This is a genomic window from Lysobacter sp. 05T417 (assembly GCF_056396405.1).
On the sequence record NZ_JBFTLK010000005.1, the window covers coordinates 250,754 to 275,698 of the forward strand.

At 68.2% G+C, this 24,945-nt stretch carries 21 protein-coding genes and 1 pseudogene; 11 read left to right on the plus strand and 11 right to left on the minus strand.

Annotated elements, in window-relative coordinates; genetic code table 11:
• Nucleotides 1–305 precede the first annotated feature (305 nt).
• The 3 genes from AC1DER_RS10750 to AC1DER_RS10760 all read right to left on the minus strand — a co-directional run bounded on the left by AC1DER_RS10750 (nucleotide 306) and on the right by AC1DER_RS10760 (nucleotide 3,354).
• Nucleotides 306–794, minus strand: coding sequence for a DUF494 family protein (locus AC1DER_RS10750; protein WP_441815395.1), 489 nt, complete (start codon nucleotides 792–794; stop codon nucleotides 306–308).
• 89 nt (nucleotides 795–883) lie between these two features.
• Nucleotides 884–2,005, minus strand: coding sequence for a DNA-processing protein DprA (dprA, locus tag AC1DER_RS10755; RefSeq protein ID WP_477357947.1), 1,122 nt, complete (start codon nucleotides 2,003–2,005; stop codon nucleotides 884–886).
• Nucleotides 2,006–2,205: 200 nt separating this feature from the next.
• Nucleotides 2,206–3,354, minus strand: coding sequence for a LysM peptidoglycan-binding domain-containing protein (locus AC1DER_RS10760; RefSeq protein ID WP_477245790.1), 1,149 nt, complete (start codon nucleotides 3,352–3,354; stop codon nucleotides 2,206–2,208).
• Between the two features lie 232 nt (nucleotides 3,355–3,586).
• On the opposite strand from AC1DER_RS10760, the gene def reads away from it, so the two are divergent.
• The 4 genes from def to AC1DER_RS10780 all read left to right on the plus strand — a co-directional run bounded on the left by def (nucleotide 3,587) and on the right by AC1DER_RS10780 (nucleotide 8,233).
• Nucleotides 3,587–4,102 carry a peptide deformylase gene (gene def / locus AC1DER_RS10765; RefSeq protein WP_477245677.1) on the plus strand — a complete coding sequence of 172 codons (516 nt, stop codon included), beginning with the start codon at nucleotides 3,587–3,589 and terminating at the stop codon, nucleotides 4,100–4,102.
• Between the two features lie 92 nt (nucleotides 4,103–4,194).
• Nucleotides 4,195–5,109 (plus strand): methionyl-tRNA formyltransferase, encoded by a 915-nt coding sequence (fmt, locus tag AC1DER_RS10770; RefSeq protein WP_477245679.1) that lies wholly within the window; start codon nucleotides 4,195–4,197, stop codon nucleotides 5,107–5,109.
• Nucleotides 5,110–5,147: 38 nt separating this feature from the next.
• Entirely contained in the window at nucleotides 5,148–6,470 is a 1,323-nt protein-coding gene (gene rsmB / locus AC1DER_RS10775) for a 16S rRNA (cytosine(967)-C(5))-methyltransferase RsmB (protein ID WP_477245681.1), read from the plus strand.
• 62 nt (nucleotides 6,471–6,532) lie between these two features.
• A complete protein-coding gene (locus AC1DER_RS10780) occupies nucleotides 6,533–8,233 on the plus strand; it encodes an ArnT family glycosyltransferase (RefSeq protein WP_477245683.1) in 1,701 nt (566 codons plus the stop codon).
• 5 nt (nucleotides 8,234–8,238) lie between these two features.
• On the opposite strand, the gene AC1DER_RS10785 is transcribed toward AC1DER_RS10780, so the two are convergent.
• Nucleotides 8,239–9,093 carry a glycosyltransferase gene (locus AC1DER_RS10785; RefSeq protein ID WP_477245685.1) on the minus strand — a complete coding sequence of 285 codons (855 nt, stop codon included), beginning with the start codon at nucleotides 9,091–9,093 and terminating at the stop codon, nucleotides 8,239–8,241.
• Nucleotides 9,090–9,857 carry a glycosyltransferase family 2 protein gene (locus AC1DER_RS10790; RefSeq protein ID WP_477245792.1) on the minus strand — a complete coding sequence of 256 codons (768 nt, stop codon included), beginning with the start codon at nucleotides 9,855–9,857 and terminating at the stop codon, nucleotides 9,090–9,092. The genes AC1DER_RS10785 and AC1DER_RS10790 overlap by 4 nt, the downstream gene beginning before the upstream one ends.
• Nucleotides 9,858–9,936: 79 nt before the next feature.
• On the opposite strand from AC1DER_RS10790, the gene AC1DER_RS10795 reads away from it, so the two are divergent.
• Nucleotides 9,937–10,989 (plus strand): CDP-glycerol glycerophosphotransferase family protein, encoded by a 1,053-nt coding sequence (locus AC1DER_RS10795; protein ID WP_477245794.1) that lies wholly within the window; start codon nucleotides 9,937–9,939, stop codon nucleotides 10,987–10,989.
• 10 nt (nucleotides 10,990–10,999) lie between these two features.
• On the opposite strand, the gene AC1DER_RS10800 is transcribed toward AC1DER_RS10795, so the two are convergent.
• The 3 genes from AC1DER_RS10800 to AC1DER_RS10810 are packed head-to-tail and all read right to left on the minus strand — an operon-like array spanning nucleotide 11,000 to nucleotide 14,007.
• Nucleotides 11,000–12,484, minus strand: coding sequence for a PH domain-containing protein (locus tag AC1DER_RS10800; protein WP_441815387.1), 1,485 nt, complete (start codon nucleotides 12,482–12,484; stop codon nucleotides 11,000–11,002).
• Between the two features lie 9 nt (nucleotides 12,485–12,493).
• On the minus strand, nucleotides 12,494–13,015 hold the full coding sequence (locus AC1DER_RS10805; protein WP_477245688.1) for a PH domain-containing protein: 522 nt from the start codon (nucleotides 13,013–13,015) through the stop codon (nucleotides 12,494–12,496).
• Between the two features lie 41 nt (nucleotides 13,016–13,056).
• Nucleotides 13,057–14,007 (minus strand): lauroyl acyltransferase, encoded by a 951-nt coding sequence (locus AC1DER_RS10810; RefSeq protein ID WP_477245690.1) that lies wholly within the window; start codon nucleotides 14,005–14,007, stop codon nucleotides 13,057–13,059.
• 106 nt (nucleotides 14,008–14,113) lie between these two features.
• On the opposite strand from AC1DER_RS10810, the gene dtd reads away from it, so the two are divergent.
• From dtd to AC1DER_RS10830, 4 genes are all read left to right on the plus strand, one after another.
• A complete protein-coding gene (dtd, locus tag AC1DER_RS10815) occupies nucleotides 14,114–14,554 on the plus strand; it encodes a D-aminoacyl-tRNA deacylase (RefSeq protein WP_441815384.1) in 441 nt (146 codons plus the stop codon).
• A 60-nt stretch (nucleotides 14,555–14,614) separates the two neighbouring features.
• On the plus strand, nucleotides 14,615–16,483 hold the full coding sequence (gene rpoD, locus AC1DER_RS10820) for an RNA polymerase sigma factor RpoD (RefSeq protein WP_477245692.1): 1,869 nt from the start codon (nucleotides 14,615–14,617) through the stop codon (nucleotides 16,481–16,483).
• A 484-nt stretch (nucleotides 16,484–16,967) separates the two neighbouring features.
• Complete coding sequence (locus AC1DER_RS10825) at nucleotides 16,968–17,687, plus strand: IclR family transcriptional regulator (RefSeq protein ID WP_477245694.1); 720 nt, start codon at nucleotides 16,968–16,970, stop codon at nucleotides 17,685–17,687.
• Between the two features lie 111 nt (nucleotides 17,688–17,798).
• Entirely contained in the window at nucleotides 17,799–19,088 is a 1,290-nt protein-coding gene (locus AC1DER_RS10830) for an MFS transporter (protein ID WP_477245696.1), read from the plus strand.
• On the opposite strand, the gene AC1DER_RS10835 is transcribed toward AC1DER_RS10830, so the two are convergent.
• The 3 genes and pseudogenes from AC1DER_RS10835 to AC1DER_RS10845 all read right to left on the minus strand — a co-directional run.
• Complete coding sequence (locus AC1DER_RS10835) at nucleotides 19,067–20,236, minus strand: mandelate racemase/muconate lactonizing enzyme family protein (protein WP_477245698.1); 1,170 nt, start codon at nucleotides 20,234–20,236, stop codon at nucleotides 19,067–19,069. The two genes, AC1DER_RS10830 and AC1DER_RS10835, sit on opposite strands and share 22 nt — an antisense overlap.
• Nucleotides 20,233–21,138 (minus strand): dihydrodipicolinate synthase family protein, encoded by a 906-nt coding sequence (locus tag AC1DER_RS10840; RefSeq protein WP_477245796.1) that lies wholly within the window; start codon nucleotides 21,136–21,138, stop codon nucleotides 20,233–20,235. Before AC1DER_RS10840 ends, AC1DER_RS10835 begins: the two co-directional genes overlap by 4 nt.
• Before the next feature lie 12 nt (nucleotides 21,139–21,150).
• Nucleotides 21,151–21,261, minus strand: a pseudogene (locus AC1DER_RS10845) (pentapeptide repeat-containing protein); the annotation flags it as partial.
• 219 nt (nucleotides 21,262–21,480) lie between these two features.
• Between AC1DER_RS10845 and AC1DER_RS10850 the strand changes: the two are divergent.
• On the plus strand, nucleotides 21,481–24,162 hold the full coding sequence (locus tag AC1DER_RS10850) for a TonB-dependent receptor (RefSeq protein ID WP_477245700.1): 2,682 nt from the start codon (nucleotides 21,481–21,483) through the stop codon (nucleotides 24,160–24,162).
• A 37-nt stretch (nucleotides 24,163–24,199) separates the two neighbouring features.
• Nucleotides 24,200–24,940, plus strand: a complete 741-nt coding sequence (locus AC1DER_RS10855) for an SDR family NAD(P)-dependent oxidoreductase (protein WP_477245702.1) — start codon at nucleotides 24,200–24,202, stop codon at nucleotides 24,938–24,940.
• Nucleotides 24,941–24,945: the final 5 nt, after the last annotated feature.

Genomic DNA, 24,945 nt, shown 5'->3' on the forward strand with positions numbered 1-24,945 from the left:
GTGCTGCTGGCGGTTGTTACGGTTGAGGTCTGTGGAAGGCTGGGCCCGGCATCGTGGCGGGGCGCAGGGGGGCTTCCTTTTTTTATTGAGGGCACGCGCCGGCCACGGCTGTCAAGCGCGGCTGCGTGAAGTCGGGACCTGCAGCGCATGCGCCGCAGCGCTGTTCAGCTCGGCTGCGGTAAACGAAGGCAGGTCGAAATCGCGCGCGAACTGCGCAAGCGCCGGCAAGCGCAGATGGCGCCAGAACGGCCCCGGAGGCCCGGGACCGCGAAACGGGGGGCCCGCGACACGAGAGGTCGTGCCGGTCAGTGAACCGGCTCGGGCTCGTCCTCGAACATCTGGGTTTCCATCCAGGCGTAGGCCGCCTCGGAACCGGGCTGGTTGAACAGGACCATCAGCACGACCCATTTCAGGTCGTCCAGGTCGAGTTCGTCCTGGTCCAGGGCCATGGCGCGGTCGAGCACCAGCTCGCGCTGGCCGGCATCGAGGACGCCGTGCTGCTCAAGGAACATCAGGAATCCGCGGCACTCGACGTCGAGCCGGTCGAGCTCGGGGCCGAAGTAGATGCGGGTCGGGCCATCGGCGCGCGGCACGCTGGCGCTGGGCCTTTGCAGGGCCAGCGCATCGAGCCACTCGAAGGCCTTGTTGATCTCGGCGGGGCTGAACCCGGCTTTGCCGAGCTCGTCAAAGAGAGGACCGCTGCGGAGCGAATCGTGGTCGCGGACAAGGTCCGCGTCTTCAGTGAAGTAGTGCTCGAACAGGTACAGCAGGACGTCCAGAATGCTCTCTTTCATTTCCCTCGGCCTGCGCCGCATGCGGCGCGGTGGGCAGAAACTTGCGGGTGACCCGCGGGTCGTTGGGTGAAGGTGGTGGATGCCCTCATTCAGCGATTGCGGAAGTACCGGCCGTGTTGTGCCTGAACACGACCATCAAGCTCCATGAGCAGCAGCATGGAGGACACTGCTGCGGTCGTCAATCCAGAACGTGTGACGAGTTCATCCATAGTGGTGGGGTCATGACCCAGGGCCAGCCACAACCTCTGGTAGTCGGCGTCCTGCGTCGCTGAATCCCTGCCGGTCTGGATAACGACTTCCTCACCGGGGTGAATTGGGGCGTCCAGGCGCATCCGCAAGTCCTGCGCCAGGGCCTGTGCCTGCGGCGCCAGAGCAGCGATGACCTCGGCCGGATCCTCGACCAGGCCGGCGCCCTCGCGGATCAGGCGGTGGCAGCCGCGGGCGAGCGGGTTGCGGATCGAACCGGGCAGGGCGAACACATCGCGCCCGGTTTCCGCTGCCAGGCGCGCGGTGATCAGGGCCCCCGATTGCCAGGCCGCCTCGATCACCAGGGTCGCCAGCGACAGGCCGGCGATGATCCGGTTGCGGGCCGGGAAGTGCGTCTTCAGTGCACCAGTGCCGGGGAGATGCTCGCTGACCACCACGCCATGGCTGGCGACGCGCGCCAGCAGGCCGGCATTGCCGCGCGGGTAGGCAACATCGGGCCCGGTGCCCAGCACCGCCACGGTGATGCCGCCGGCCGCCAGCGTGGCCTCGTGGGCGGCAGTGTCGATGCCGGCGGCCAGCCCGCTGACCACGGCCAGGCCGGAGCGCACGAACGCTTGGGCGAAATCGCTGGCGTGGCCGGACCCCGCGGGCGTGGGCCCTCGGCTGCCGACGATGGCGACCGCGGGATGCCAGAGCAGGATCGGGTCGCCAGCCACGAACAGCGCCAGCGGCGGACTGGGCGCGCGGCGAAGTTGCGCCGGGTAGTCGGGGCTGTGCCAACCAATCAGATGGTGTCCGGGGCGCTTCAGCCAGGCCTCGGCCCTGGGCGATGGTTCGAAGTCGCGCGGGCACAGCCGCAGCACCTGCGCTGGCGTCAGCCCGCACTGGCGCCAGGCCGCCGGCCCGGCGGCAAGCGCCCGTGCGGGCGACCGGAATTGCTCCAGCAGGCAACGCCTGGGCTCGGTGGCCCCGCCGACAGCGATCAGCTTGAGCAGGGCACGCACGTCAGCGGCGTCGTCCTTGTCGGCGCGATCGTCGCGGTCTGGGCGGTCTGGGCAGTCTGGGTGGCGGCGGCTGGAAGGCGGGGATTGCGGCGGAGGGGCGAGTGGCATGGCCCGAGCATCGGGCGGAAACGACGACGGCGCCCTAGGGCGCCGTCGTTTTGAAGCGTAGGCCGATCCTGATGGGGATCGCTACCCGGGGCTCAGTTCGACGCGTCCGGGTGCTTGAGGCGGTAGCCCAGGCGGGTCGGACGGATGCTGTCCATGACCAGCGCGTAGCTGACCTTCTCGAAGGTGCGGAAGACCATGACGTGGCTGGCGAACTCGTCAGGCAGCTTGACCTCGCCACCACGCGTGGTGGCGTCGTAGCTGCGGTCGAGGCCGGCCTTGACCCGGTCGATCTCCAGGCTGCCCTGGCGCCAGGTCGAGAACACAGTGCCGTTGTCGACGCCGTCGGCGGTGCCGACCGACAGGGCCACCACGTCGCGGCTGCCGCCGCTGGTGAGCATGTCGGCGACAGCTATGACGCGCGCCTTCTCGACGGCAACTTCCTGGTTCGGGGCATGCGGCATGAACTGCAGGTCGTAGGGCTGCGCCTCGACCGGGATCAGGCGGTCGCCGACGCGTACTTCGCGGCCATTGCCGTCGATCAACAGCGTGGCGGCATTGGAGTCACCGGCAACGCCGCGGCTGATCGTGCCGACGGTCTGCTTGGTCAGCTCGTAACCCAGGAACTCGCCACCGCCAGCCGGCATCTGGTAGTTCCACAGCGATTCCAGGCCGATGTTGCGCTTGCCGCGGAAGTCGAGGTCGGCAGCGCGGCGGCCGGAGTTGTCGCAGCAGCGATCCGGATCCATCGTCTGGTAGCGGTTGGTCGGGCGGACCACGGCGTAGCGCTGGCCCGGCTGGGCGTCGGCCAGGCCCTTGATGTAGGCGACCTGGTCGAGGCTGCCGGCGAGGCGGTCTTCTTCCAGTCCGACCACGTACGGCAGGCTCTCGAAGTCGTCGACCACGCGCATGTCCTTGAGGAAGGCCTCGACATCGGACAGCGGAATGGCATTGATCGGCGCCTCCTGACGGGGGCCTTCCTGCACCGCGACGCGGTCAAGGTAGGCCAGCGAGAGCACGTCACCGGGGTAGATCAGGTGCGGATTCTTGACCTGCGGGTTGGCCTGCCAGATCTCCGGCCACAGCCAGGGCTTCTGCAGGAACTTGCCGGCGATGTCCCACAGGGTGTCGCCCTTCTTGACCACGTAGGTGTCAGGATGGTTGCCCGCGACCTCGGCGGCCACGCCGTAGGTGGCGACCGTCAGCAACGCAGCGGTCAGGACCGTGCGCAACGGTTTGAAAATGGTGACCATCGGTTTTCCCCTATGAGCCCATGTCGAGCAGTTTGGATCGACGGCCCCTTGCGTGCTGCCAGAGGCAGCTTCCCCGCACGCCCGTAAAGGCGGGGCCCCGCGGCAATATAGCCCAGAAGAACCGCATGGTTGCAAGCGTGGGAGCGACCCAACGGGGTTACAATCGCACTACTTGTTGTGGTTGTGACACACGCCCCCATTTGAATTGCCATCCAGAATCGCCATGGCCCTGCTCCCCATTCTCGAGTTTCCCGACCCCCGCCTGCGCACCGTCGCCGCGCCGGTCGATCCTGCGCGCGTCACCGGCGCCGAATTCCAGAAGCTGCTCGATGACATGTTCGAGACCATGTACGAGGCCCCGGGCATCGGCCTGGCCGCCAGCCAGGTCGACGTGCACCAGCGCTTCATGGTCATGGACATCAGCGAGGAGCACGACGAGCCCCGGGTGTTCATCAATCCGGAGATCACCGCCCGCGACGGCGAGCAGGTCTACCAGGAGGGCTGCCTGTCGGTCCCGGGCATCTTTGCCGACGTGACCCGCGCCGACCGCATCACCGTCAGCTTCCTCGACCGCGACGCCAAGCTGCAGCAGCTGGAAGCCGAGGGCCTGCTGGCGGTGTGCATCCAGCACGAGATGGACCACCTGGCCGGCAAGCTGTTCGTCGACTACCTCTCGCCGCTCAAGCGCGAGATGGTGCGCAAGAAGCTGGCCAAGCAGCGCCGCCAGGCCGCGGCCTGAGCGCCCGGCCCGGACCGCGCCCGGGATGACTCCGGGAAGGCCCGGATGATTTCGTTCGTCCTGTCCCACTTTCCCCTGGCGCATCCAATCCGATGAGAATCGTCTTTGCCGGCACTCCCGACTTCGCCGTGCCGTGCCTGCGCGCGGCTTCGCAGCGCAACGAGGTCGTTGCCGTCTACACCCAGCCCGATCGTCCGGCCGGACGCGGACGCGGCCTGACGCCTTCACCGGTCAAGCGCGAGGCGCTGCTGCGCGGCATCGACGTGTTCCAGCCGGAGAACTTCAAGTCGGCCGTGTCCAGGGACGCGTTGCGCGCGCTGCAACCCGACCTGATGGTGGTCGTGGCCTATGGCCTGATCCTGCCGCAGTCGGTGCTGGACATCCCCACCCATGGTTGCTGGAACGTGCACGCCTCGCTGCTGCCGCGCTGGCGCGGCGCCGCACCCATCCAGCGCGCGATCGAAGCCGGCGACAGCGAGTCGGGCGTGTGCCTGATGCAGATGGAGAAGGGCCTCGATACCGGCCCGGTGCTGTTGTCGCAGTCGCTGCAGATCGGCGAGCACGAGACGGGCGGGCAGTTGCACGATCGCCTGTCGACGCTGGGTGCGCAGGTGCTGGCCGACGGCCTGGGCCTGTTGCGCGCCGACATCCGACCGGTGCCGCAGCCACAGCCCGCGGAAGGCGTCACCTACGCGCACAAGCTCGACAAGGCCGAGGCCCGCCTCGACTGGACGCAGCCGGCGACGACGCTGGCCAACAAGGTGCGCGCCTTCAATCCCTGGCCGATGGCCGAAGCGGTGGTCGCCGGTGAGCGGCTGCGCCTGCATGGTGCGGTCGCGCTCGACGAACACCATGGCGCCGAGCCGGGATCGCTGCTGCGCGCCGGCCGCGACGGCCTGGATATCGCCTGTGGCGCCGGCGTACTGCGCATCCGCGTGCTGCAGCGCGAAGGCGGCAAGGCGATCACCGCGGCCGATTACCTCAACGGTCGTCCCGACCTGCGCTGACGGCCGGCCACGACAGCGACCCACGACGGCGACCCCCGATGCCACGCCCCGACCACTCCCCCAGCGCGACCTCCGGCGCCGCCTCGCGCGCAGCCGCTGCACGCGTGCTCGATGCGGTGCTGCATCACGGCCGTTCGTTGAAGGCCGAGCTCGCGGTGGCGCTGCCGCGCATCGCCGATCCGCGTGACCGCGCGCTGGTGGAGGCGATCTGTTTTGCGGTGCTGCGCCATCCGGCGCGCTTCGAGTCGGCCTTGCTGGCCTGGGTGCCGCGACCATTGCCCAAGCGCGACAGCGAGCTCAAGGCGCTGCTGTTCGTCGGCTTCGCCCAGCTCGATCCGCTGGGCCTGCCGGCCCACGCCGCCGTGGCCGCAACCGTGGAGGCCGTGCGCACGCTCGGCCGACGCCACCAGGCCGGTCTGGTGAATGCCCTGCTGCGTCGCGCCCAGCGTGAAGGCCTGCCGCCCGCAGAGCCGCACGCGCACTGGCCGAAATGGCTGCGCGACCAGATCGAACGCGACTGGCCCGAGGACGCCGAGGCCATTCTCGACGCCAGCGCCGCCGAACCGCCGATGTGGCTGCGGGTGAACCGTCGCCAGCAATCGCGCAACGACTATCGCGCCCGCATGCAGGAAGCCGGCATCGAGTCGCAGGTCGACGAGCGTCTGCCCGACGCGCTGCGACTGGACACGCCGGCCGCGGTTGCGACGTTGCCCGGCTTCGCCGAAGGCGCTGCGTCCGTGCAGGATGCTTCGGCGCAACTTGTCGTCGAGGCCCTTGCGGCGCCGCCGTCCGCGCGCGTGCTCGATGCCTGCGCCGCGCCCGGCGGCAAGACCGCGCACCTGCTCGAGCGCGATGCATCGCTGCAACTGGTCGCGCTCGACATCGATGCGCAACGCCTGGACCGGATGCGCTCGGGCTTCACCCGCCTGCGCCTGGGCGAGCGCGTGCAACTGCTTGCCGCCGATGCCGCCGACACGCAGGCATGGTGGGATGGAACGCCGTTCGACGCGGTGCTGCTGGACGCGCCGTGTTCGGCGACCGGCATCATCCGCCGCCAGCCCGACGTGCTGCAGCACCGCCGCGCATCGGACCTGACGGCACTGGTGGCGACGCAGTCGCGCCTGCTCGATGCGCTGTGGGCCACGCTCGCGCCTGGCGGCGTGCTGTTGTACGCGACCTGTTCGATCCTCAAGGCCGAGAACGAGGCACAGGTCGATGCGTTCCTGGCGCGCACGCCGGACGCGGTGGCCGAAGCGCTCGATGATCGTTTCGGTCGCGCCAGTGGCGCCGGTCGCCAGCGATTGCCGGGCGAGTTGGGCTACGACGGGTTCTTCTACGCGCGGCTGCGCAAGAACGCCTGACCGGCGGCGGACGGCCCGGCGTTCCGACATCGCGACGACGCCTGCCGGCTATCATCCGCGCCATGCTCAAGCCGATCGCCGCGCGCCCGACCTGGCGCAACGACACCACGCTGTTCTGGATCATCGCCGTGCTCGTGCTCGGTGCCGGCCTTGGCCTGCGCGACCCGTGGCCGGCCGACGAACCGCGCTTCGCGCTCGTCGCCAGGCACATGATCGAGAGCGGGGACTGGCTGTTCCCGCACCGCGGAAGCGAGCTGTACTCGGACAAGCCGCCGTTGTTCATGTGGTTGCAGGCGCTTGCCTACACGGTGTTCGGCAACTGGCGCGTCGCCTTCCTGCTGCCGTCGCTGCTGGCCGCGCTGGGCACGCTGTGGTGCGTGGTCGACCTGGGCCGCCGCTTGTGGACGCGCCGGGTCGGGCTGTATGCCGGATACGCGTTGCTGTTCGCACTGCAGTTCACCTGGCAGTCGAAGAAGGCGCAGATCGATCCGCTGGTGGTGTTCTGGATCACGCTGGCCAACTACGGGCTGCTGCGGCATGTGTTGCAGGTCGCGCGAAGCACGTCCGGTGGGAGCGTGGGCCCCAACTGGCCGATGTGGATGCTCGGCTGGGCGGCCGCGGCGCTGGGCACGATCAGCAAGGGCGTGGGCTTCATCGCGCTGCTGATGCTGATCCCCGCCGGCATCGCCTCGCTGCGCGGCTGGGACGTGAAGGTATATGCCGGCCGCGCGAAGTTCTGGCTCGGTCCGCTCGCCTTCGTGCTGGCCGCGTGCGTGTGGCTGGTGCCGATGCTGATCGCCGGGCTCGGAAACTCCGGGCCCGAATACCGTGCCTACATCGACGACATCCTGATCCGGCAGACGGCCAAGCGTTACGGCGCGTCGTGGGATCACGGCCAGCCGGTCTGGTACTTCCTCGAAGTGGTCCTGACCATGTGGCTGCCGACGGTGCTGGTGCTGCCGTGGGCGATCCCGGCGTGGTGGCGGCGCCTGCGCCGGCGCGATCCGCGCTATCTGCTGCCGCTGGCGTGGTGCCTGCTGGTGCTGGTGTTCTTTACCCTGCCCAGCGGCAAGCGCGACATGTACATCCTGCCGGCGCTGCCGATGATGGCGCTGGCGCTGGGGCCGTTGCTGCCGGGACTGATCCGGCGCAAGGGCGTGCGGCGTCTGGCTTACGGATTCACCGCGGTACTCGCCGGCGGCCTGTTGATTGGCGGACTGGCGATGCTGCTGGGCGATCCGGGTTTCGAGCGCCGCTTCGTCGCCGAGCGCTCCATCGAAGACGTGTCCACGGCGCTTGCGGCCAGCATCACGGCGGTCGGTTTCTTCGGTGTCGCCTGCCTGTTGTGGTTCGGACGCGCGCGCCCGATCGTGGCCATGCTGGCGACGCTGACCGGCCTGTGGGTGTGCTTCGGGCTGGCCATCGCGCCGCTGCTCAACGACTCCTCGTCGGCCCGCGGGCTGATGACCGACATCGGCCAGCGGATCGGGCCGCAGGCCGAGCTGGGCCTGGTGGCGTGGCGCGAGCAGAACCTGCTGATGGCCGACCGCAAGGTCGCCGAGTTCGGCTTCAAGGTCGACTTCGACGAGCAGATGCGGCGCGGACTGGCCTGGCAGCGGCAATCGCCGGCGACGCGCTGGTTGCTGGTGCAGGACGTGGCGCTGGCCAAGTGCATCGACAGCGGGAAGGCGCAGCACATGGGCAATGCCAACCGGCGCGGATGGACGCTGGTGCCGGGCTCGGCGGCGGCCAACTGCCAATAGGCGCATCAACCCAGGCGGCGCAGATCCGGGAGCGGATGCGCCGCGAACTCGGCGATATGGCGGTCCAGCCCCTGCACGCTGCGGATGCGGCCACTGGCGCGGGTTTCGGCCAGCAGGCCATCGTTCGGGCTCGCGCCCTCTTCGTGCCGCTCGGGGTGGTACAGGTGCGTGGCCAGGCCAGCGAAGCGCAGTGAACGACGCTCAAGCCCGGCATGGAACGCGCGCACGGCCAGGTCCTTGTCCTCGCGGCCCCAGCCCTCGTAGCGCTCGTCGAAACCGTTCAGCGTGACCAGATCGTCGCGCCACCAGCCCTGGTTGCAGGTCTTGATCGCGCTGCCGCTCTGGCCGCGCGTGCTGCGCAGCGACAGCGCGGCCAGCGCCGGGATGCGCAGCGTGTGCCGGCGGCGAGTGAGGCCGCGGTCGAAGAAACCCAGTTGCGCCACTTCGCGATTGAGCAGGCGGTCGCGGCCTTCCTCGTCGGTCAGCACGCGCATGCCCTGGACGAAGCTTCCGGGCTCGGCCGCCTGCAGGTGGTCGCCGACGAACATCGGGTGCGGCAGCATGTCGCCGTCGAGCAGCAGAACGTAGTCGCCCCCCGTTGCGGCGATGGCGCGGTTGCGGGCGAGGGAGACGCGGAAGCCACGGTCCTCGATCCAGCTGTGGCGCAGCGGCACCGGAAAGTCACGGGCCACGCGTTCGAGCATCGCGCGGGTGTCATCGCGCGAACCGTCATCGGCGACCACGACTTCGTGCGCGAGCGTGTCCTGGCGGGCGAGGGCCTCCAGCGCCAGCTCCAGCGCCTGGGGCCAGTTGTAGGTGGTGATGACGACGCTGGCGCGGGGTGGGGCAATGGCGTTCATCGGTCCGGTCCACTCACGGCCTGGCCGTTGTGCAGCATCCACAACATGATCGTCTTCTGCCGCACGTAGTTGGCGCGGACGTAGGCGTAGACCAGGCCGTGCCAACCATCACGGAAGCCCCCGCGCAGCAGGTAGCCGCGCCAGAAGCGCCATGCCGGCGACAGCACCAGGCCGGTCAGCGTGGCGCGCTTGCCGCGGGCGAAGTCGTGCTCGGCCATCATCCGGGCGTAGCGCTGGGTCTTGAGCAGTTGCTGCTCGAGCGAGCGGTAGGGGTAGTGGATCAGGTCGCCGGCGAGGGTCCGCACCGGGCCGTCGACGCTGGCGGCCTCGTGCACCTCGCGGGTGCCGCGCCAGCCGCCGCGGCGGCGGTCGAACAGGCGCAGGACGCGGTCCGGGTAGGCGTTGCCGTGGCGCAGGAACTTGCCGAAGTACTCGCTGAGGCGGGCAAAGCGGAAGCCGGCCGCATCGCCGAAGGCGCCGGCGCGTTCGGCCTCGATGGAGGTGCGCAGGGCATCGCTGACGCGCTCGTCGGCATCCAGGCACAGCACCCAGTCGTGCGCGGCCTGCCCGACGGCGAACTGCTTCTGGCTGCGGAAACCTTCGAAAGGGCGCTGGATGACGCGCGCGCCGAGGCTGCGGGCGATTTCGGCCGTGGCGTCGGCCGAAAACGAATCAACCACGACCACTTCGTCGCAGAACGCCAGCGAGGCAATGCAGTCGCCGATGCGGTCGGCCTCGTTGAACGCAATAATGCAGGCCGACAGCGGGCATGCTGAGCGCGCGCCACGCGTGTCGGGCGCGGTCTCCGGCGTGTCCTGCGTCGATGGCGTATTGGAGGAAGCGTTGATGGCCGATTACCTGTTGTTCGCGAGCGAACGCTATGCGCTGCCCATCCTGCAGCCGCTGGCGCAGGCGCTGCAAGCCGCCGGGCACGGCGTGCACGCCTGGTTCGTGGACGGCGCCGCCGGCGCCGAACTGCCGGCGCCGGTGCGAATGATAGGCCTGCACGAGGCGGTCGCGCTGAAACCGCGGGCGGTGTTCAGCGCCGCCAACTGGGTGCCTCCGTTCGTCTCCGGGGCGAAGGTGCAACTGTTCCATGGCTTCAACGTCGAGAAGCGCTCGGACGAGCGCGGCCATTTCCGCGTGCGCGGGCTGTTCGACCTCTATTGCACCCAGGGCCCGGCGACGACCGCGCCGTTCCAGGCGCTGGCGGTGCAGGCCGGTCACTTCGCCGTGGTCGAGACCGGCTGGCCCAAGCTCGATCCGCTGTTCCGCGATGACGACGGCGCCGCCGCCGCCCTGCGTGCGCCGGCCGGTTCGCGCCTGGTCGTCATGTTCGCCTCCACCTTCACCGAGCGCCTGAGCGCGGCGCCGCACCTGTTCGATGCGATCGCGGCAGAGGTGGCCAAGGGCGACCGCTACTGGCTGCTGACCCTGCACCCCAAGTGTCCGCCTGAACTCTTCGCGCGCTATCGCTCGCTGGCCGGCGCCAATGCGGCCTTCTTCGAGACCGAACAGCTGGTCGCCGCGCAGCGCGCCGCCGACGTGCTGCTGGCCGACACCACCTCGGTGGTCTCCGAGTTCGTCGTGCAGCGCAAGCCGGTGGTGACGTTCCGCAATCGCGCGCCAAAGCCGCACATGCTCGATTTCGACGATCCGTCGCGGCTGACGGAGATGCTCGATCGCGCGTTCGCGCCGGAGCCGGCGCTGCTCGCTGCGCTGTCGGTCTATGCCGATTCGATCCACCCGTACCGCGATGGGCGCTCGTCCGAGCGCGTGCTGGCCGCCACGCAGGCATTGCTCGACGGTGAGCTCGGCACGCTGCGGCGAAAGCCGCTGTCGTCGCTGTGGCGCGCGCTGCAGATCCGCCGCGAACTGGGCTACTGGCGTCCCTGAGCGGGCCGCGTCACCAGCGCAGCGGCCGCTGCGCCAGGGTCCGCCCGAGCCGGGCATACAGCGCCCGCGCCTCTGCCTCGGGCAGGAAGCGCACGCGCAACGGTGGCGCCATCGCGCCGGCGCCGCTGGTGTCCAGCCACAGTGTCGCGGTGCCGCAGCGGCGGTCGATCGGCGAATGGGTCAGCTGCAGCGCCTGCAACTTGTCCAGCTCGGCGAAGCGCCAGTGCCGGGTCCACCAGCCTTCGCGGATCGCTATCAGCTCATCGCCCACCGCGTAGGCGGCGCGCTGCGCGTGGCGCCGCGCCTTGAATGCCGACCACGGCAACCACAGCAGCGCGAGCAGGCCCCAGGCGCCGAACTTGATCGCCAATGCAATCGCTACCGCCAGCACGAACGGCACCGAAGGCAGGAACAGCCGCCACCAGCTCGACGCCGGCAGCGGCTGCCAGTCCAGATGTGACCACTTCGCGCGCGGCAGCAGGTGCTCGACCAGGGCATCGCACGCGGCCGGCGTGGCGATCGGGGCCAGCTCGCGCAGCGCGCGCTGCTGCCGTCCTTCCTCGGCCACGGCGGTGTCGACTTCCAGGCTGCGACGCTTGAGCAGGCGGTGCAGCACGCCTTCGTGCAGGGTCCAGGCCTGGATGCGGCGACGCGAGGCGCTGGTGCGCCAGCGCGCCAGCAGGCCGCGTTCGACGGTCAACCGGCGGCCCTGTTCGCTCAGGCGGAAACCGAAGTACTGCATCAGGGCCAGCGCCACCGACAGCAGCCGCAGCGCGCCCAGCAACAGGGCCAGCACCGCCAGACCCGCGGCCGCGTATTCGAGCGGACCGAAGCCATGCTCGCCGGCGTAGCCGAACAGGCGCATGCCGACGGCTTCGAACAGGTTCGGGATCAGCTTGGGGCTGAACTGCGCCGCCGCAGCGAAACCCGTGCCGACCAGGATCAGGCCACGGTTGGAAACCAGCCCCAGCCGCAGCACTTCCGCCACGGGCAGGGTCAACAGCGTGTCGACCGCGGGTTCTTCGACCGGCGCATCGGCCGCGGTGGCCTGGCCGCGACGCCGCACCAGCGATTCGAGCGCCAGCGCATCGTCGAGCCTGAGCACGCGCATCTGCGCCTCGGGCTTGGCGCCGCCGGCCGATTCCAGGCGCACTTCGGCCACGCCGAACAGCCGGTGCAGCAGCGTCTGCTGCAGCGCGACGTTATGGATGCGCGCGAACGGGATCACCCGCAGGCTGCGTTCAAGCAGCCCGCTGCGCACCACCAGGTGGTCGCCGGCGACGCCATAGCGGTAGGTGAAGTACTGCCACAGCGAAGTCACCACCAGCACCGCGACGCCGATCAGCGGCCACAACTCGTTGCGGTCGCCGCGCTTGAGGAACAGCAGGATCAGCAGCGGCACGATGAACTGCTTGAGCTGCTGCAGCAGCACGAACAGCCACGACATCGGATGCAGGCGGCGTTCGGGTTCCGAAGCGGTCACGGGTCCGTTCATCGGCGCCGGTTACAGGTCGTCATCGTGGTCGATCTGGCGCCCGAGCCGGTCGCGCAGGCGCTCGGCGTCGTCGCCGTCCAGGTGCGGCACCGCCACCGAGCTGTGGCGGGTGCCGGCGGTGTGCACGATCAGCGTCGCCAGGTTGCGCCTGCGTTGCAGCGGCCCGCGCTTGAGGTCCAGGTGCTGCACGCGCGTGGCCGGGACGCGCGTCTCGCGCTGCCACATGTTGCCGCGGCGAATCGCCAGGCCATCGTCGTCGAGACGCCAGAAGGTGTAGCGGTACTGCTTGAGGCCGATCCAGAACGCCAGCGCCACGCCCGGCACCAGCGCAAGCAGGCCGATGAAAACCGGCAGCTCCAGCACCCGCGCCAGGATGAAGCCGGCGACTGCGAACGGGATCGCCAGCGGCAGGGCACCCAGCAGGCACAGGGAGCGGGCACGGATGGGCAGTGGTTGCCAGTCGGCCACGGCAGCGGCAGCGGCGGCAGGGACGGGCGGGGTGTGCGTCGAATCGGGCGTGAGCATGGCCATCCAGTGAAAGTGTCACGGGTACGCCGGCGAAGCCTGTCTGGTCAGCGTTTCCAGTACGGATTCTCTTCCCCGGAGCCCGGCGGTCGCAGCGTATAGCGTTTGTAGGTCCACTGGTATTGCGCCGGATCGCGCCGGGCGATGTGCTCGACCGCCGCATTGAGCGCGGCCACGGCCACCTTCGGATCGGGATCGGCCATCGCCGCCGGCGCCGCTTCGATATGCAGGGCGAAACCCGGGTGGCCGGTGTGGGTGTCGACGCGCTCGCACCAGGCAAACAGCACCGTGGCGCCGGTGCGTGCCGCCAGGCGGCCGATCAACGTCATCGTCAGTGCCTGCACGCCGAAGAACGGTGCGAACTCGCCGTCGCCGGCCTTGGGCTGCTGGTCGGGCAGGATGCCGACCACGCCGCCGTCGTTGATGCGCTTGAACAACTGGCGGATCGCCGGCCCTTCAGCGCGGACCTGGGTGACGCGCTCGCCGTCGCCCCTGTCGTCATGACCGGCATCGGCACGGACCAGGTTGAGGAAGGCCTCGACCACCGCCGACTCCGGCGGCCGGTACAGGATCGCCAGCGGCGTGCGCCAGGCCAGCCACTGGTTGAGCAGCTCCCAGTTGCCGTGGTGGGGCGCGGCGATGATCACGCCGCGACCGGCGGCGATGGCGGCGTCCATCAGCCCGGTACCGTGCTGCTCGCGCAGCAGCTCGAGATTCTCGGCGTGCGGCCGGGTCCACAGGCGCACCGTTTCCAGTACCTGGCGCGCGGTGGTGCGCAGGATCGCCCGGTGCAGCTCGTTGCGCTGGGCCGGCAGCAGGTCGGGGTAGGCCAGCTCCAGGTTGATCCGCGCCACCCGGCTTTCGCGCACGTCGCGCCAGCTCCACCACGCCGCGAGGGCGTCGCCCAGGCGCAGCAGCCACGGCCACGGCAGGCGGCCGAGCAGGGCGGCGAAGGCGAACAACAGGCGGGCGGGCAGGCGGGCGGCAAGGCCGGTCATGGCGTCGTTCGGCGAGGAGGGGGGCGCTCCGGGCTTCCGCCCGGACCACGCCTTAGGCTACAACAGCCCCGCGAACCCTCTTCCACCACGGCGCATCCATCACTGCATGCTGGCTCTGATTCAACGCGTGACCGAAGCGGCCGTCCGGGTCGAAGGCGAGACCATTGGCGCGATCGGGCCGGGCCTGCTGGCCCTGGTCGGGGTCGAGCCGGGCGATGGCGAGGCGCAGGCGCAGCGGATGGCCGACCGGCTCCTTGGTTACCGTGTATTTGCGGACGGGGCCGGCCGAATGAACCTCGGCCTCGCGGACACCGGCGGCGGGTTGCTGCTGGTCAGCCAGTTCACCCTGGCGGCCGACACACGCAGCGGGATGCGTCCGGGCTTCAGTACTGCCGCGGCGCCGGAGCTGGCTGAACCTTTGTTCAGCAGGCTGGTCGAAATCTGCAGGGAAAAACACACAGGGGGGCTGGAAACGGGGCGCTTTGGTGCCCATATGGTGATCAGCCTGGTCAACGACGGCCCGGTCACCTTCCTTCTGCGTTCCTGAGTCCGGCCCCGACCGCTCCGGCCTGATATACTGGAACGTTCCCAACCCTCTCATAGCGCGGTGGCGCAGCACATGGCCAACGAACGTCAGCCCCCCTCCTCCGATATCAAGCAGTTGATCAGCAAGGGCCTGGAGCAGGGCTACCTGACCTATGCCGAGGTCAACGATCACCTGCCCGACGACCTCGTCGATGCCGAGCAGATCGAAGACATCATCGGCATGATCAACGGCATGGGTATCGAGGTCCACGAAGTGGCCCCCGATGCCGAAACCCTGCTGCTCGCAGACGGCGGCACGGGCAACCGTGAAGTCGACGATACCGCCGCCGAAGAAGCGGCCGCAGCGCTGACCGCGCTCGACGGCGAAGGCGGCCGCACCACCGACCCGGTGCGCATGTACATGCGCGAGATGGGTACGGTCGAACTGCTTACCCGCGAAGGCGAAATCGCCATCGCCAAGCGCATCGAGGAAGGCCTGGGCCAGGTCCAGGCATCGCTGGGTATTTTCCCGGCGACGATCGCCTCGATCCTCGAGGACTACGAGCAGCACAAGGCGGGCAAGAAGCGCCTGGCTGAAATCATCGTCGGCTTCAACGATCACCTCGACGACGTGCCGGAGCCGCCGGCGCCGGTGGTCGTGGCCGATCCCGACGCCGAAGTCGATGACGACGAGGAAGAAGCGCCGGTCGCCGAGGAGGCCGAAGAGGTTGTCAGCGGTCCGGATCCGGTCGAAGTCGCTTCGCGCATGGAAGCCCTGGCCGACCACTACAACAAGTTCCTCAAGTCGCACGCCAAGCACGGCGCCGGTCACAAGACCTCGCTGAAGCTGCGCGAGGACATGGCCGCGGTGTTCGTCACCTTCAAGCTGCCGCTGCCGCTGACCGATGTCCTCGTGCGCGGCTTGCGCGAGGTCGTCAACAAGATCAAGGATCACGAGCGCCGCATCCTCGACCTGTCCACGCGCGTGGCCAAGATGCCGCGCAAGGACTTCATCCGCGCCTGGGAAGGCAACCAGACCAATCTGGAGTGGGTGGACGAGCTGCTCAAGCGCAAGCAGAAGTGGTCGTCGGGCCTGCGTGACGTCAAGGACCAGATCATCTCCGAGCAGGAAGCCACGATCGCGGTGGAAACCGCTTCGTTGCTGACGCTGGCCGACATCAAGGACATCTCTCGCCAGATGGCCTATGGCGAAGCCAAGGCGCGCAAGGCCAAGAAGGAAATGGTCGAGGCCAACCTGCGCCTGGTGATCTCGATCGCCAAGAAGTACACCAACCGTGGCCTGCAGTTCCTCGATCTGATCCAGGAAGGCAACATCGGTTTGATGAAGGCCGTGGACAAGTTCGAGTTCCGCCGCGGCTTCAAGTTCTCGACCTATGCGACCTGGTGGATCCGCCAGGCGATCACGCGTTCGATCGCCGACCAGGCGCGCACCATCCGTATCCCGGTGCACATGATCGAGACGATCAACAAGCTCAACCGTATCAGCCGCCAGATGCTGCAGCAGTATGGCCGCGAGGCGACTCCGGAAGAGCTGGCGAAGGAAATGGACATGCCGGAGGACAAGATCCGGAAGGTCATGAAGATCGCCAAGGAACCGATCTCGATGGAAACCCCGATCGGCGACGACGAGGATTCGCATCTGGGCGATTTCATCGAGGACACGAACATCGAGTCCCCGGTCGAGGCCACCACCAACATCAACCTGACCGAGACGGTCCGCGACGTGCTCGCCGGCCTGACGCCGAGGGAAGCCAAGGTGCTGCGCATGCGCTTCGGCATCGACATGAATACCGACCACACCCTCGAGGAAGTCGGCAAGCAGTTCGATGTGACGCGTGAGCGCATCCGCCAGATCGAGGCGAAGGCGCTGCGCAAGCTGCGTCATCCGAGCCGGTCGGAACAGCTACGCAGCTTCCTCGATATCGATTGATTCCTGGTTGGATGTGTTGAAGGAGAAGCCCCGCGGAAGCGGGGCTTTTTCGTTGTGGGGGTGGTTGGGCGTTGGGGTGTTGGGGCGCTGGCGTGGCAGGTTTCGTTGGGGCGTCGGCCGGCGGGCTGGAGATTGCTCCGCCCCTTAATCGGACATCCTTGTCCGATGCGGGGCGCGGGACATCCATGTCCCGCTGGGGACCAATCTCCAGCCCGCCGGCCAACGCTTCGGCAATTCATCGTCCAGTCTTCGTCCAAACCCCGTCATTCCCCTTTCCCCGTCATTCCCCCCTCCCCGTCATTCCCGCGAAGGCGGGAACCCAGCGTCGTTTCGCTTTCGGGATCCGAGCAGTGTCCTTGGATACCCGCCTTCGCGGGTATGACGTGGCGGCGAGGGGGAGTGGTGCGAGTCGGAACACACCATCTTTCGTTGCGCATATAGCAGCCATCTGTCCCCCAGCCGCGTTCGCCGGTACGCTGAACGAATGAAAGCCAAGCCCAATGCGCAGCCCAACCAGAGCCTGATCGACGGGATCGCCACGCTGCAGGCGCTGGCGTCCTCGCCCGAGCCCGTGGGTTGCCGGGAGCTGGCGCGCCAGCTCGATGCCAATCCGACCCGGGTCAATCGGCTGCTCAAGACGCTGGCCTACCTGGGCATCGCGCGGCAGACGGCCAACCGCAAGTACACGGCTGGGCCGGGCATGCACGTGCTGGCGGCGCAGAGTCTGTTTGCGTCCGGGCTGATCCGGCGCGCGCTGCCGGTGCTGGAGGAGCTGCGCCGGTTCGGGCATACCGTCGCGCTGGGCGTGCTGTGGAATCACAGTGTCAGCTATCTGTTCCATGCGCCGCCGGGGATCGAGGCCGCGCGCGGACTGGGGCGCATCGGTCTGTTGCCGGCAACGACCAGCGGTATCGGCATCGTGCTGCTCGCGCAATTGTCCGACGAGGAGGTGCGCGAACTCTATGCCGGGCACGAGATCCCGATGTTCCCCGAGGGCATCGAGTCGCTGCTGGCCACGTTGCAGGTCACTCGCGCCAATGGCTTTGCGCGCATCCACGTCGCCGACGATCGCGACCACCACATCGTCGCCGTGCCCATGGGCGATCCGGTGCATGCGGGCATCGCGATGTCGGGCTGGATCCCGGAGTCGGCCACCGCCGACTTGGTCGCCGCGCTGCGCGAGGCCGTCAGGGAGATTGGCTGAGCGGCGCTGTCTGGTCGGCCACGATCTCCTCGGCATGATGCGGCGCAGATTGACGTGTTGCTAAATTAGCAATACCGTCCAGCGACACCTCGGGGAGCGGGCGGTACTTCAGTGAACTGGAAAGGATCGGCCCGCGTCCGCTGGGCACTGCTCGCCCTGCTGTTTGTCTCCACCGTCATCAACTACCTCGACCGCCAGGCGCTGTCGATCCTGGCCACGACCATCCAGCGCGATCTCGGCATGGACGACCCGGCCTATGCGCGCGTGGTCCAGATGTTCCTGTTCGCCTACACCGTGGCCTACCTGCTGGCCGGTCGCATCACCGACTGGCTCGGGTCGAAGGTGGCGCTGGCGCTGTTCGTGGGCTGGTGGTCCATCGCCAACCTGTTCACCGGTCTGGTGCGCACCGCTGGTGAACTCGGCGCGGCGCGCTTCGCGCTGGGCCTCGGCGAGCCGGGCAACTACACCGTCGGATCGAAGGTCGTCTCCGAACATTTCCCGCCGCAGGAACGCGGACTGGCGCTGGGCATCTACACCGCCGGTGCGATGGTCGGCGCCACGATCGCGCCGCCGTTGATCGGTGGCATCGCGGTGGTGTTCGGCTGGCGCTGGGCGTTCATCACCACCGGCGCGGTCGGGCTGCTGTGGATCATCGCGTGGTGGTGGATCTTTCCGTCGAAGCCGCGCGGTGAGACCGCCGCCGCCACACCCGCCAGCGCTGACGTCGCGCCGATCAAGGGCGAAGGCTCGCTGTGGCGCAACCTGCTGCGCGACCGCACGATGTGGCTGCTGGTGCTGTCGCGCGCCGTGGCCGACCCGGTCTGGTACTTCTACCTGTTCTGGTTCCCCAAGTACCTCAACGACCAGCGCGGCATGACCCTGGTCGCGGTCGCCTCACTGGCGTGGCTGGTGTACCTGGCGGCCGACGTCGGCAGCATCGGCGGCGGGGCGATATCGAGTGGATTGATCAAGCGCGGCATGACGCCGGTGCGCAGCCGCCTGGTCGCCATGACCGGTGCGGCAATACTGGCGCCGCTGGGGTTGATCGCGGCATTCCATCCGCCGCTTACGATCCTGTTCGCGATCGCCTCGCTGGTGGCATTCGCCCATCTGGTGTTCCAGATCAACATCAGCACGCTGGTGGTCGATCTGTACCCGAGTCGCTACATCGCCACCGTGTTCGGCTTCATCGGCGCCGGCAGTGGCCTGGGCGGCATGCTGTCTACGCAGGTGGTGGGCAAGCTTGTCGCCGGGCACCAGTTCGATCGCACCTTCGTGCTGATGGCCATGCTGCATCCGATCGCGATGGTGCTGGCATGGTTGGCGGTGCGTCAGGCGCGGCATTCGCGCCTGGTCCAGTCGCTCGACGGCAACGTCGTTCAGGCGACGCCGACGGCGTAGTCCCAGAAGCGGTCGCCCGGCGTCACGCCCAGGCCGGGGCCGGTCGGCAGGCGGTAGTGGCGATCGGCGTAGTCCATGTCGGTGTCGAGCAGTTCCAGCGAACGGGCGAACACCGAGTGCTGCCACTCGTGGCGCCACAGGCCACGAACGACCGACGAGGCGTGGAGGCTCGCGGCAAGGAAGATGCCGGTGCCGATCGTCGCGTGTGGCGCGATCGCCACGCCGTGGGTTTCCGCCAGTCGCGCGATGCGCAGGAACTGGGTGATCCCGGTGTGGCCCATTTCCGGCTGGATGTAACGCACCGCGTTCGCCTCCAGTCGCAGCTTCGCCTCGTACTCGGTGTGCCATTCCTCGCCGGCCGCGACCGGGATCGCACCTTCGCGCGCTACACGCGCCAGCCCGCTGACATCCTCGGGCTTCACCGGCGCCTCGACGAACTGCGGGCGGTACGGCGCGAGGTGATCGATCAGGGCGAGCGCCTGGTCGGCATCGAACTTCCAGTGCAGGTCGACCATCAGCTCGGCGTCGTCACCGAGCGCCTCGCGCAATGCCGCGGTTTCCTCGACGATCCCCTCGCTGCTGACCACGGCGTGGATCTTGAAGGCGTCGTGGCCCTGCTGCTGGAACGCCTTGGCCATCTGCACGCGACCGGCAACGGTCGCGGCCGGCAGGCCTGACAGGTAGCCGGGAATCAGCTCGCGCTGACGTTCGCCGAGCAGCTGCCACAGCGGCAGGTTCTGCGCGCGCGCACGCAGATCCCAAAGTGCGATGTCGAGTGCGGCAATCGCGTCGACGTAGAAGCCGCCGAAACTGCCGCGCACGCGCATCAGTCCGTACAGGTCGTCCCAGATCTGTTCGACGTCGTCTGGCTCGCGGCCAACCAGTTCCGGTGCGAGCAGGTCGTTGACGATCTCGCAGACCGCGCGCGGCGCGCAGATGCCGTAGGTCTCGCCCCAGCCGACCGCGCCGTCGTCGGTGGTGATGCGCACCACGACCGATCGGTCCACGGACGGATAGATCGTGCCGTTGCCCTTGCGCACGACATAGCCGCGCTCATTGACACGCTCGCCCGGGCCAAGCGGGCCCAGGTACGGCGTGTCGCGCGGCACGGTGACGATGAAGGTCTCTACGCTGCGCACGGCGCTCATGCGGCGGTCGCTCCCGGCACGCGATCGAGCGGCACCAGGTCAGCGATGCGTGCCAGCAGCGCATCGACTTCACTCTGGTCGAACGCATCCAGCGCAGGGCCGGGCGCGCGCACGTGATCGCTGGCGATGAGTCCGCGGCGCTTGAGCACCGCCTTGGTCAGCCGCCAGCGGAACACCGCCTGCACGCTCAGCAGCGGCAGGCTGCGTTCGAACAACGTGCGTGCGCCATCGATGTCGCCGCCGGCGAAACACTTGAGCATGGCCACGTGCACCTCGGTGACTTCGCAGGCAGGCATCGTACCCTTGGCACCGCGCACGAGCTCGTCGATCACGTAGCGCGCACCGGCGCCGCCGAACACCGCATCGAGGGCATCGCCCGCACGCTCGCTCAACTGCGTGATGCGCTGGCCGGATGGCTGGGTTTCTTCCTTTACGTAGCGAATGCCCGCCACCTGCTCGGCCAGCCAGGCGACTTCATCCACGGCAAGGCCCACGCCCATCGGCGCAGGCGCGTTCTGCAGCATCACCGGGATGCCGCTGGCTTCGTGGATCGCCGCGAAGTAGTCGGCCATCGCCTGGCGGTCCTTGGCGTGGCGGTGCGGCGTGAGCACCATCGACGCGACCGCGCCGGCCTTGGCGCCTGCGCGCGCGAACTGCATCGCCAGTTCGGGGTCGGCACTGCTGGCGCCGATCACCAGCGGCACGCGACCGGCGATCCACTCGCCCAGCTTCGCCGTCATCTGCAGGCGCTCGTCAGTGCTGAGCATGTCGTACTCGCTGGCCAGGCCAGGGAAGACGATGCCGTCGGCGCCCGCGGCGAGGATGTACTCGAGCACCGCGCGCGTACCCACGAAATCGATCGCGCCGCTGTCTTCAAAGATCGTGGGCAGGATCGGGAACACTCCCTTCAAGGACGCTCCCTTCAAGGACGCTCCCTTCAAGGACGCTCCCTTCAAGGACGCTCCCTTCAAGGACGCGCCTCCCAACTCAACCCCTGTCATTGCCTTCCCTGTGGATTCGCTCATTGCTCCCCCGTTGCGTACCGCCTGCGGAATGTGGCTGGACGTTGCTACCACGGTTACAGTCCAACCGATTGAAATCTGGCATTTATTGCGCTGCAGCAACGATTTATCTGCAAGAACCCTTGCTTTGCGCAGAACATATATTGCTATATTAGCCACACAACGCAAGCAGTTCGTATCGCAAACAAGACCCAGCAATGACTTCGGGGGGAGGCCCGGTTCATGCGCAAGCTTCGTCGAACGATTCTGTCCACACTGATTACACCCACGCTGTTGGCCTCCATGGCCGCGGCAGCGCAGACCACCCCCGCACCCGAAGCGGCGGCACCGGCACCACAGACCACCAGCGCAAGCGACGAACCGCGGACGCTGGACCAGGTCACGGTGGTCGGCATCCGCGGCAGCCTGGAAGCGGCCAAGGACATCAAGCGCGACTCGACCCAGATCGTCGACGCGATCGTCGCCGACGACATCGGCAAGTTGCCCGACACCAACGTCGCCGAATCGCTCGGCCGCGTGGCCGGCGTGCAGCTCGAGCGCGGCATGGGCGAGGGCAGCGACATCCTGGTGCGCGGCCTGCGCGAGAACGTGATCCTCTACAACGGCCGCCAGATCGTCGACGCGACCGGACGTGGCGGCAACGGCCTCGACCAGCTCAACACGTCGACCTACGGCCTGCTGACGCTGGTGCCGTCGGAACTCATCTCGCGCCTGTCGGTGACCAAGCTGGCCGGCTCGGACCAGATCGCCGGCGCGCTCGGCGGCATCATCGACATCGAGACGCGCAAGCCGCTTGCCGGCGATGCGGCGCAGAACGTCGTCACCGCGGAAGCCGGCTATGACGAACTCGGTGGCAATGGCGGCGGCGGCGTGTTCACGCTGCTGTCGGGTCGCAACAGCGACAAGACCTTCGGCGGCCTGATCTCGGCGACGTACAGCAAGTACGACGTCGTCCAGCAGGGCCTGGACACGTTCTCCGGCTACGCCCGCTTCAACGACACCACGGTGACGCCGGCACGCACGCGCTTCGGCAGCACCGACATGCGCGCGCAGGACATCAACGACGACCGCGAGAAGTACGGCATCAGCGGCGTGCTGCAGTGGCGTCCGACCGATGGCGTCGAGCTCACCGCCGACACCTTCTATTCCAAGCAGGATGCCGAGCGCGACCGTTACTGGATCGCCTTCAACCCCAGCGCGGCGCTGTCGAACGCGGTGTACTCGCCGCACGACATCCTGATCAAGGGCACGTCGGCCGGCCCGGTCCTGGTCAACACCGAGATAGCCGACATCGACGCCGAGGTCTGGTCAAGCGCGCTGCGCGCGACGTTCCGTGGCGAAGGCCATCTGGGCGGTTCGGCGGAGGTGTCCTATGGCAGCTCCAGCGCCGAGTACCACCAGAACTACATGCGCCTGCAGCCGGTCGTCGGCCTGACCTCGCTGGTCGATTTCGACCTGACCAATGGCGACTTCGGCAGCTTCAACGTCCGCGGCATCGATATCACCGATCCGAACCAGCTGCGCCTGTCGATCCTGTTCGACAACCGCTACCGCGCCGAGACCGACACCACCGCCGCACGCACCGACTGGACCTGGGACTTCGATGACTCGGCGATCCAGGCCCTGAACTTCGGCGCGCGCTACAGCTCGCTCGAGACGACCCAGAACCCGCTGCGCGCGGACATCCGCCCGGCCGGCGGCATTCCCGCCAACCAGCTCGGCGATTTCCTCGAAGTCCACAGCAACAACGACTTCATGAGCGGCGAGTTCGCCGGCCTGCCGCGTGCGTTCCTGGCCGCCACGCGCGATGCCTTCACCGGTTGCGCCGCGTTCACCGCGTTCCCGTCGATCTCGCAGAACCCGCAGTGCCTGGACGGTGCCAACAACACGCTGGCCTACGCCGGCACGTTCAACATCGCCGAGGACTTCACCGAGGCCTACGCCAAGCTCGACATCAACAGCGCCGTCGGCGGCATGCAGCTGGCGGGCAACGTCGGCCTGCGCTACGTCGGTCGCGACATGGATTCGACCGGCAACCTGATCAACCCCAACGGCTCGCCGCAGCCGACGGTGTTCAGCCGCAACGACGATTACTGGCTGCCGTCGGGCATCGTCAAGCTCGACATCAACGACAGCCTGGTCGTACGCGGCGGTGCCGCCCGCGTGGTCGCGTTCCCGAACACCGAAGACCTCAACAACGGCGTCTCGCTCAACAACAACGCGGTGTTCGACAACGGCGTGCAGATCACCCCGGGCACCGGCACCGGCGGCGCGCCGGGACTGGATCCATTCGAGGCTGACCAGTACGACCTGTCGCTGGAGTGGTACTACAGCGACGAGGGCATGCTCTCGGCGGGCCTGTTCTACAAGGACGTGTCGACCTTCATCGTCCAGCGCCAGAGCGCCGAGTCCTACGGCGGCGTCAACTTCCTGATCAACCGCAAGGTCAACGGCGACAGCGCCACCATCCAGGGCCTGGAACTGCTGGCGCAGGTGCCGATCGCCGGTGGCTTCGGCGTCGTCGCCACCTACACCTACATCGACTCCAAGACCCCGATCACCGACATCAACGGCAACGAGATGGCCTTCCCGGGCCTGTCGAAGAACAACGCCAACCTGATCGGCTACTACGAGCAGGGGCCGTTCAGTGCCCGCCTGGCCTACAACTGGCGCGACGAGTACCTGGTCGCACTGTCGGCCGCGGCGACCGGCATCTACAACGACACCTATTCGGACCTGTCGGCCACGGTAAGCTACGACTTCAACGACCGCCTCACCCTGCAGCTCGACGGCATCAACCTGCTCGACAGCCAGCAGAAGACCTTCGACGGGTATGACGAGGGCCTGCGTACCAACGTGGTGTTCGGTCGCGGTTACAAGGCGACGGTGACCTTCCGCTTCTGAGTCACCGCGGTACCTCGATCAGGCGGAGAGTCGCGGAATGAGCGAAGGCAGCATGACGGGAAAGGTGGCCCTGGTGACCGGGGCCGCCGGCGGGATCGGCGCAGCCGTCACCCGCCGGCTGCAGCAGGACGGCGCGCGCGTCGGGGCGCTGGACCTGCATCCGGCGCCTGCTGCCGATGCGTCGGCGATAGCGGATCTGCGTTCGTCCACGGCCATCGACGCCGCCGTGGCGAAACTTGAAGCCACGCTGGGCCCCGCCGACGTGCTGGTCCACTGTGCCGCAATCTGTCCGCCAGGAACGCTGATGGACTCGGCGGACGAACTGTTCGCCGACACCTACGCGGTCAACGTGATCGCCGCCGCGCGCCTCACGCGGCACTGCGCCGCCCACATGCGCGACCGCGGTGGCGGTTCCATCGTCCTGCTCACCTCGATCAACGCCCGCTTCGCGACGCCGACGCTTGCCGCCTATGCCAGTTCCAAGGCGGCGCTGGAGGAGCTGGCGCGCACCGCCGCGCTGGAACTGGCGCCGTGGCAGATCCGCGTCAATGCGATCGCGCCGGCATCGATCGACACCGCCATGCTGCAATCGTCCTTCGACCGCGAACCCGACCCGGTGCTCGCGCGGGAACGCAACATCCAGCGCCACCCGCTTGGACGCCTGGGAACGCCGCAGGACATCGCCGAACTCGCGTGGTTCCTGGCCAGCGAGCGCAGCGGCTGGATCACCGGTGGCGTGTTCCCGGTAGACGGCGGCGCAGGCGTCACCCGGCGCTGAGCTTC

Bases quoted from the DNA above. Each gene is read 5' to 3' on its own strand.
- AC1DER_RS10850 (WP_477245700.1), top strand. From the start codon at position 21,481: ATGCGCAAGCTTCGTCGAACGATTCTGTCCACACTGATTACACCCACG.
- AC1DER_RS10805 (WP_477245688.1), bottom strand. From the start codon at position 13,015: ATGGCCATGCTCACGCCCGATTCGACGCACACCCCGCCCGTCCCTGCC.
- AC1DER_RS10855 (WP_477245702.1), top strand. From the start codon at position 24,200: ATGAGCGAAGGCAGCATGACGGGAAAGGTGGCCCTGGTGACCGGGGCC.
- def (WP_477245677.1), top strand. From the start codon at position 3,587: ATGGCCCTGCTCCCCATTCTCGAGTTTCCCGACCCCCGCCTGCGCACC.
- dtd (WP_441815384.1), top strand. From the start codon at position 14,114: ATGCTGGCTCTGATTCAACGCGTGACCGAAGCGGCCGTCCGGGTCGAA.
- AC1DER_RS10810 (WP_477245690.1), bottom strand. From the start codon at position 14,007: ATGACCGGCCTTGCCGCCCGCCTGCCCGCCCGCCTGTTGTTCGCCTTC.
- AC1DER_RS10750 (WP_441815395.1), bottom strand. From the start codon at position 794: ATGAAAGAGAGCATTCTGGACGTCCTGCTGTACCTGTTCGAGCACTAC.
- AC1DER_RS10800 (WP_441815387.1), bottom strand. From the start codon at position 12,484: ATGAACGGACCCGTGACCGCTTCGGAACCCGAACGCCGCCTGCATCCG.
- rsmB (WP_477245681.1), top strand. From the start codon at position 5,148: ATGCCACGCCCCGACCACTCCCCCAGCGCGACCTCCGGCGCCGCCTCG.
- AC1DER_RS10785 (WP_477245685.1), bottom strand. From the start codon at position 9,093: ATGAACGCCATTGCCCCACCCCGCGCCAGCGTCGTCATCACCACCTAC.
- AC1DER_RS10780 (WP_477245683.1), top strand. From the start codon at position 6,533: ATGCTCAAGCCGATCGCCGCGCGCCCGACCTGGCGCAACGACACCACG.
- AC1DER_RS10825 (WP_477245694.1), top strand. From the start codon at position 16,968: ATGAAAGCCAAGCCCAATGCGCAGCCCAACCAGAGCCTGATCGACGGG.
- AC1DER_RS10835 (WP_477245698.1), bottom strand. From the start codon at position 20,236: ATGAGCGCCGTGCGCAGCGTAGAGACCTTCATCGTCACCGTGCCGCGC.
- fmt (WP_477245679.1), top strand. From the start codon at position 4,195: ATGAGAATCGTCTTTGCCGGCACTCCCGACTTCGCCGTGCCGTGCCTG.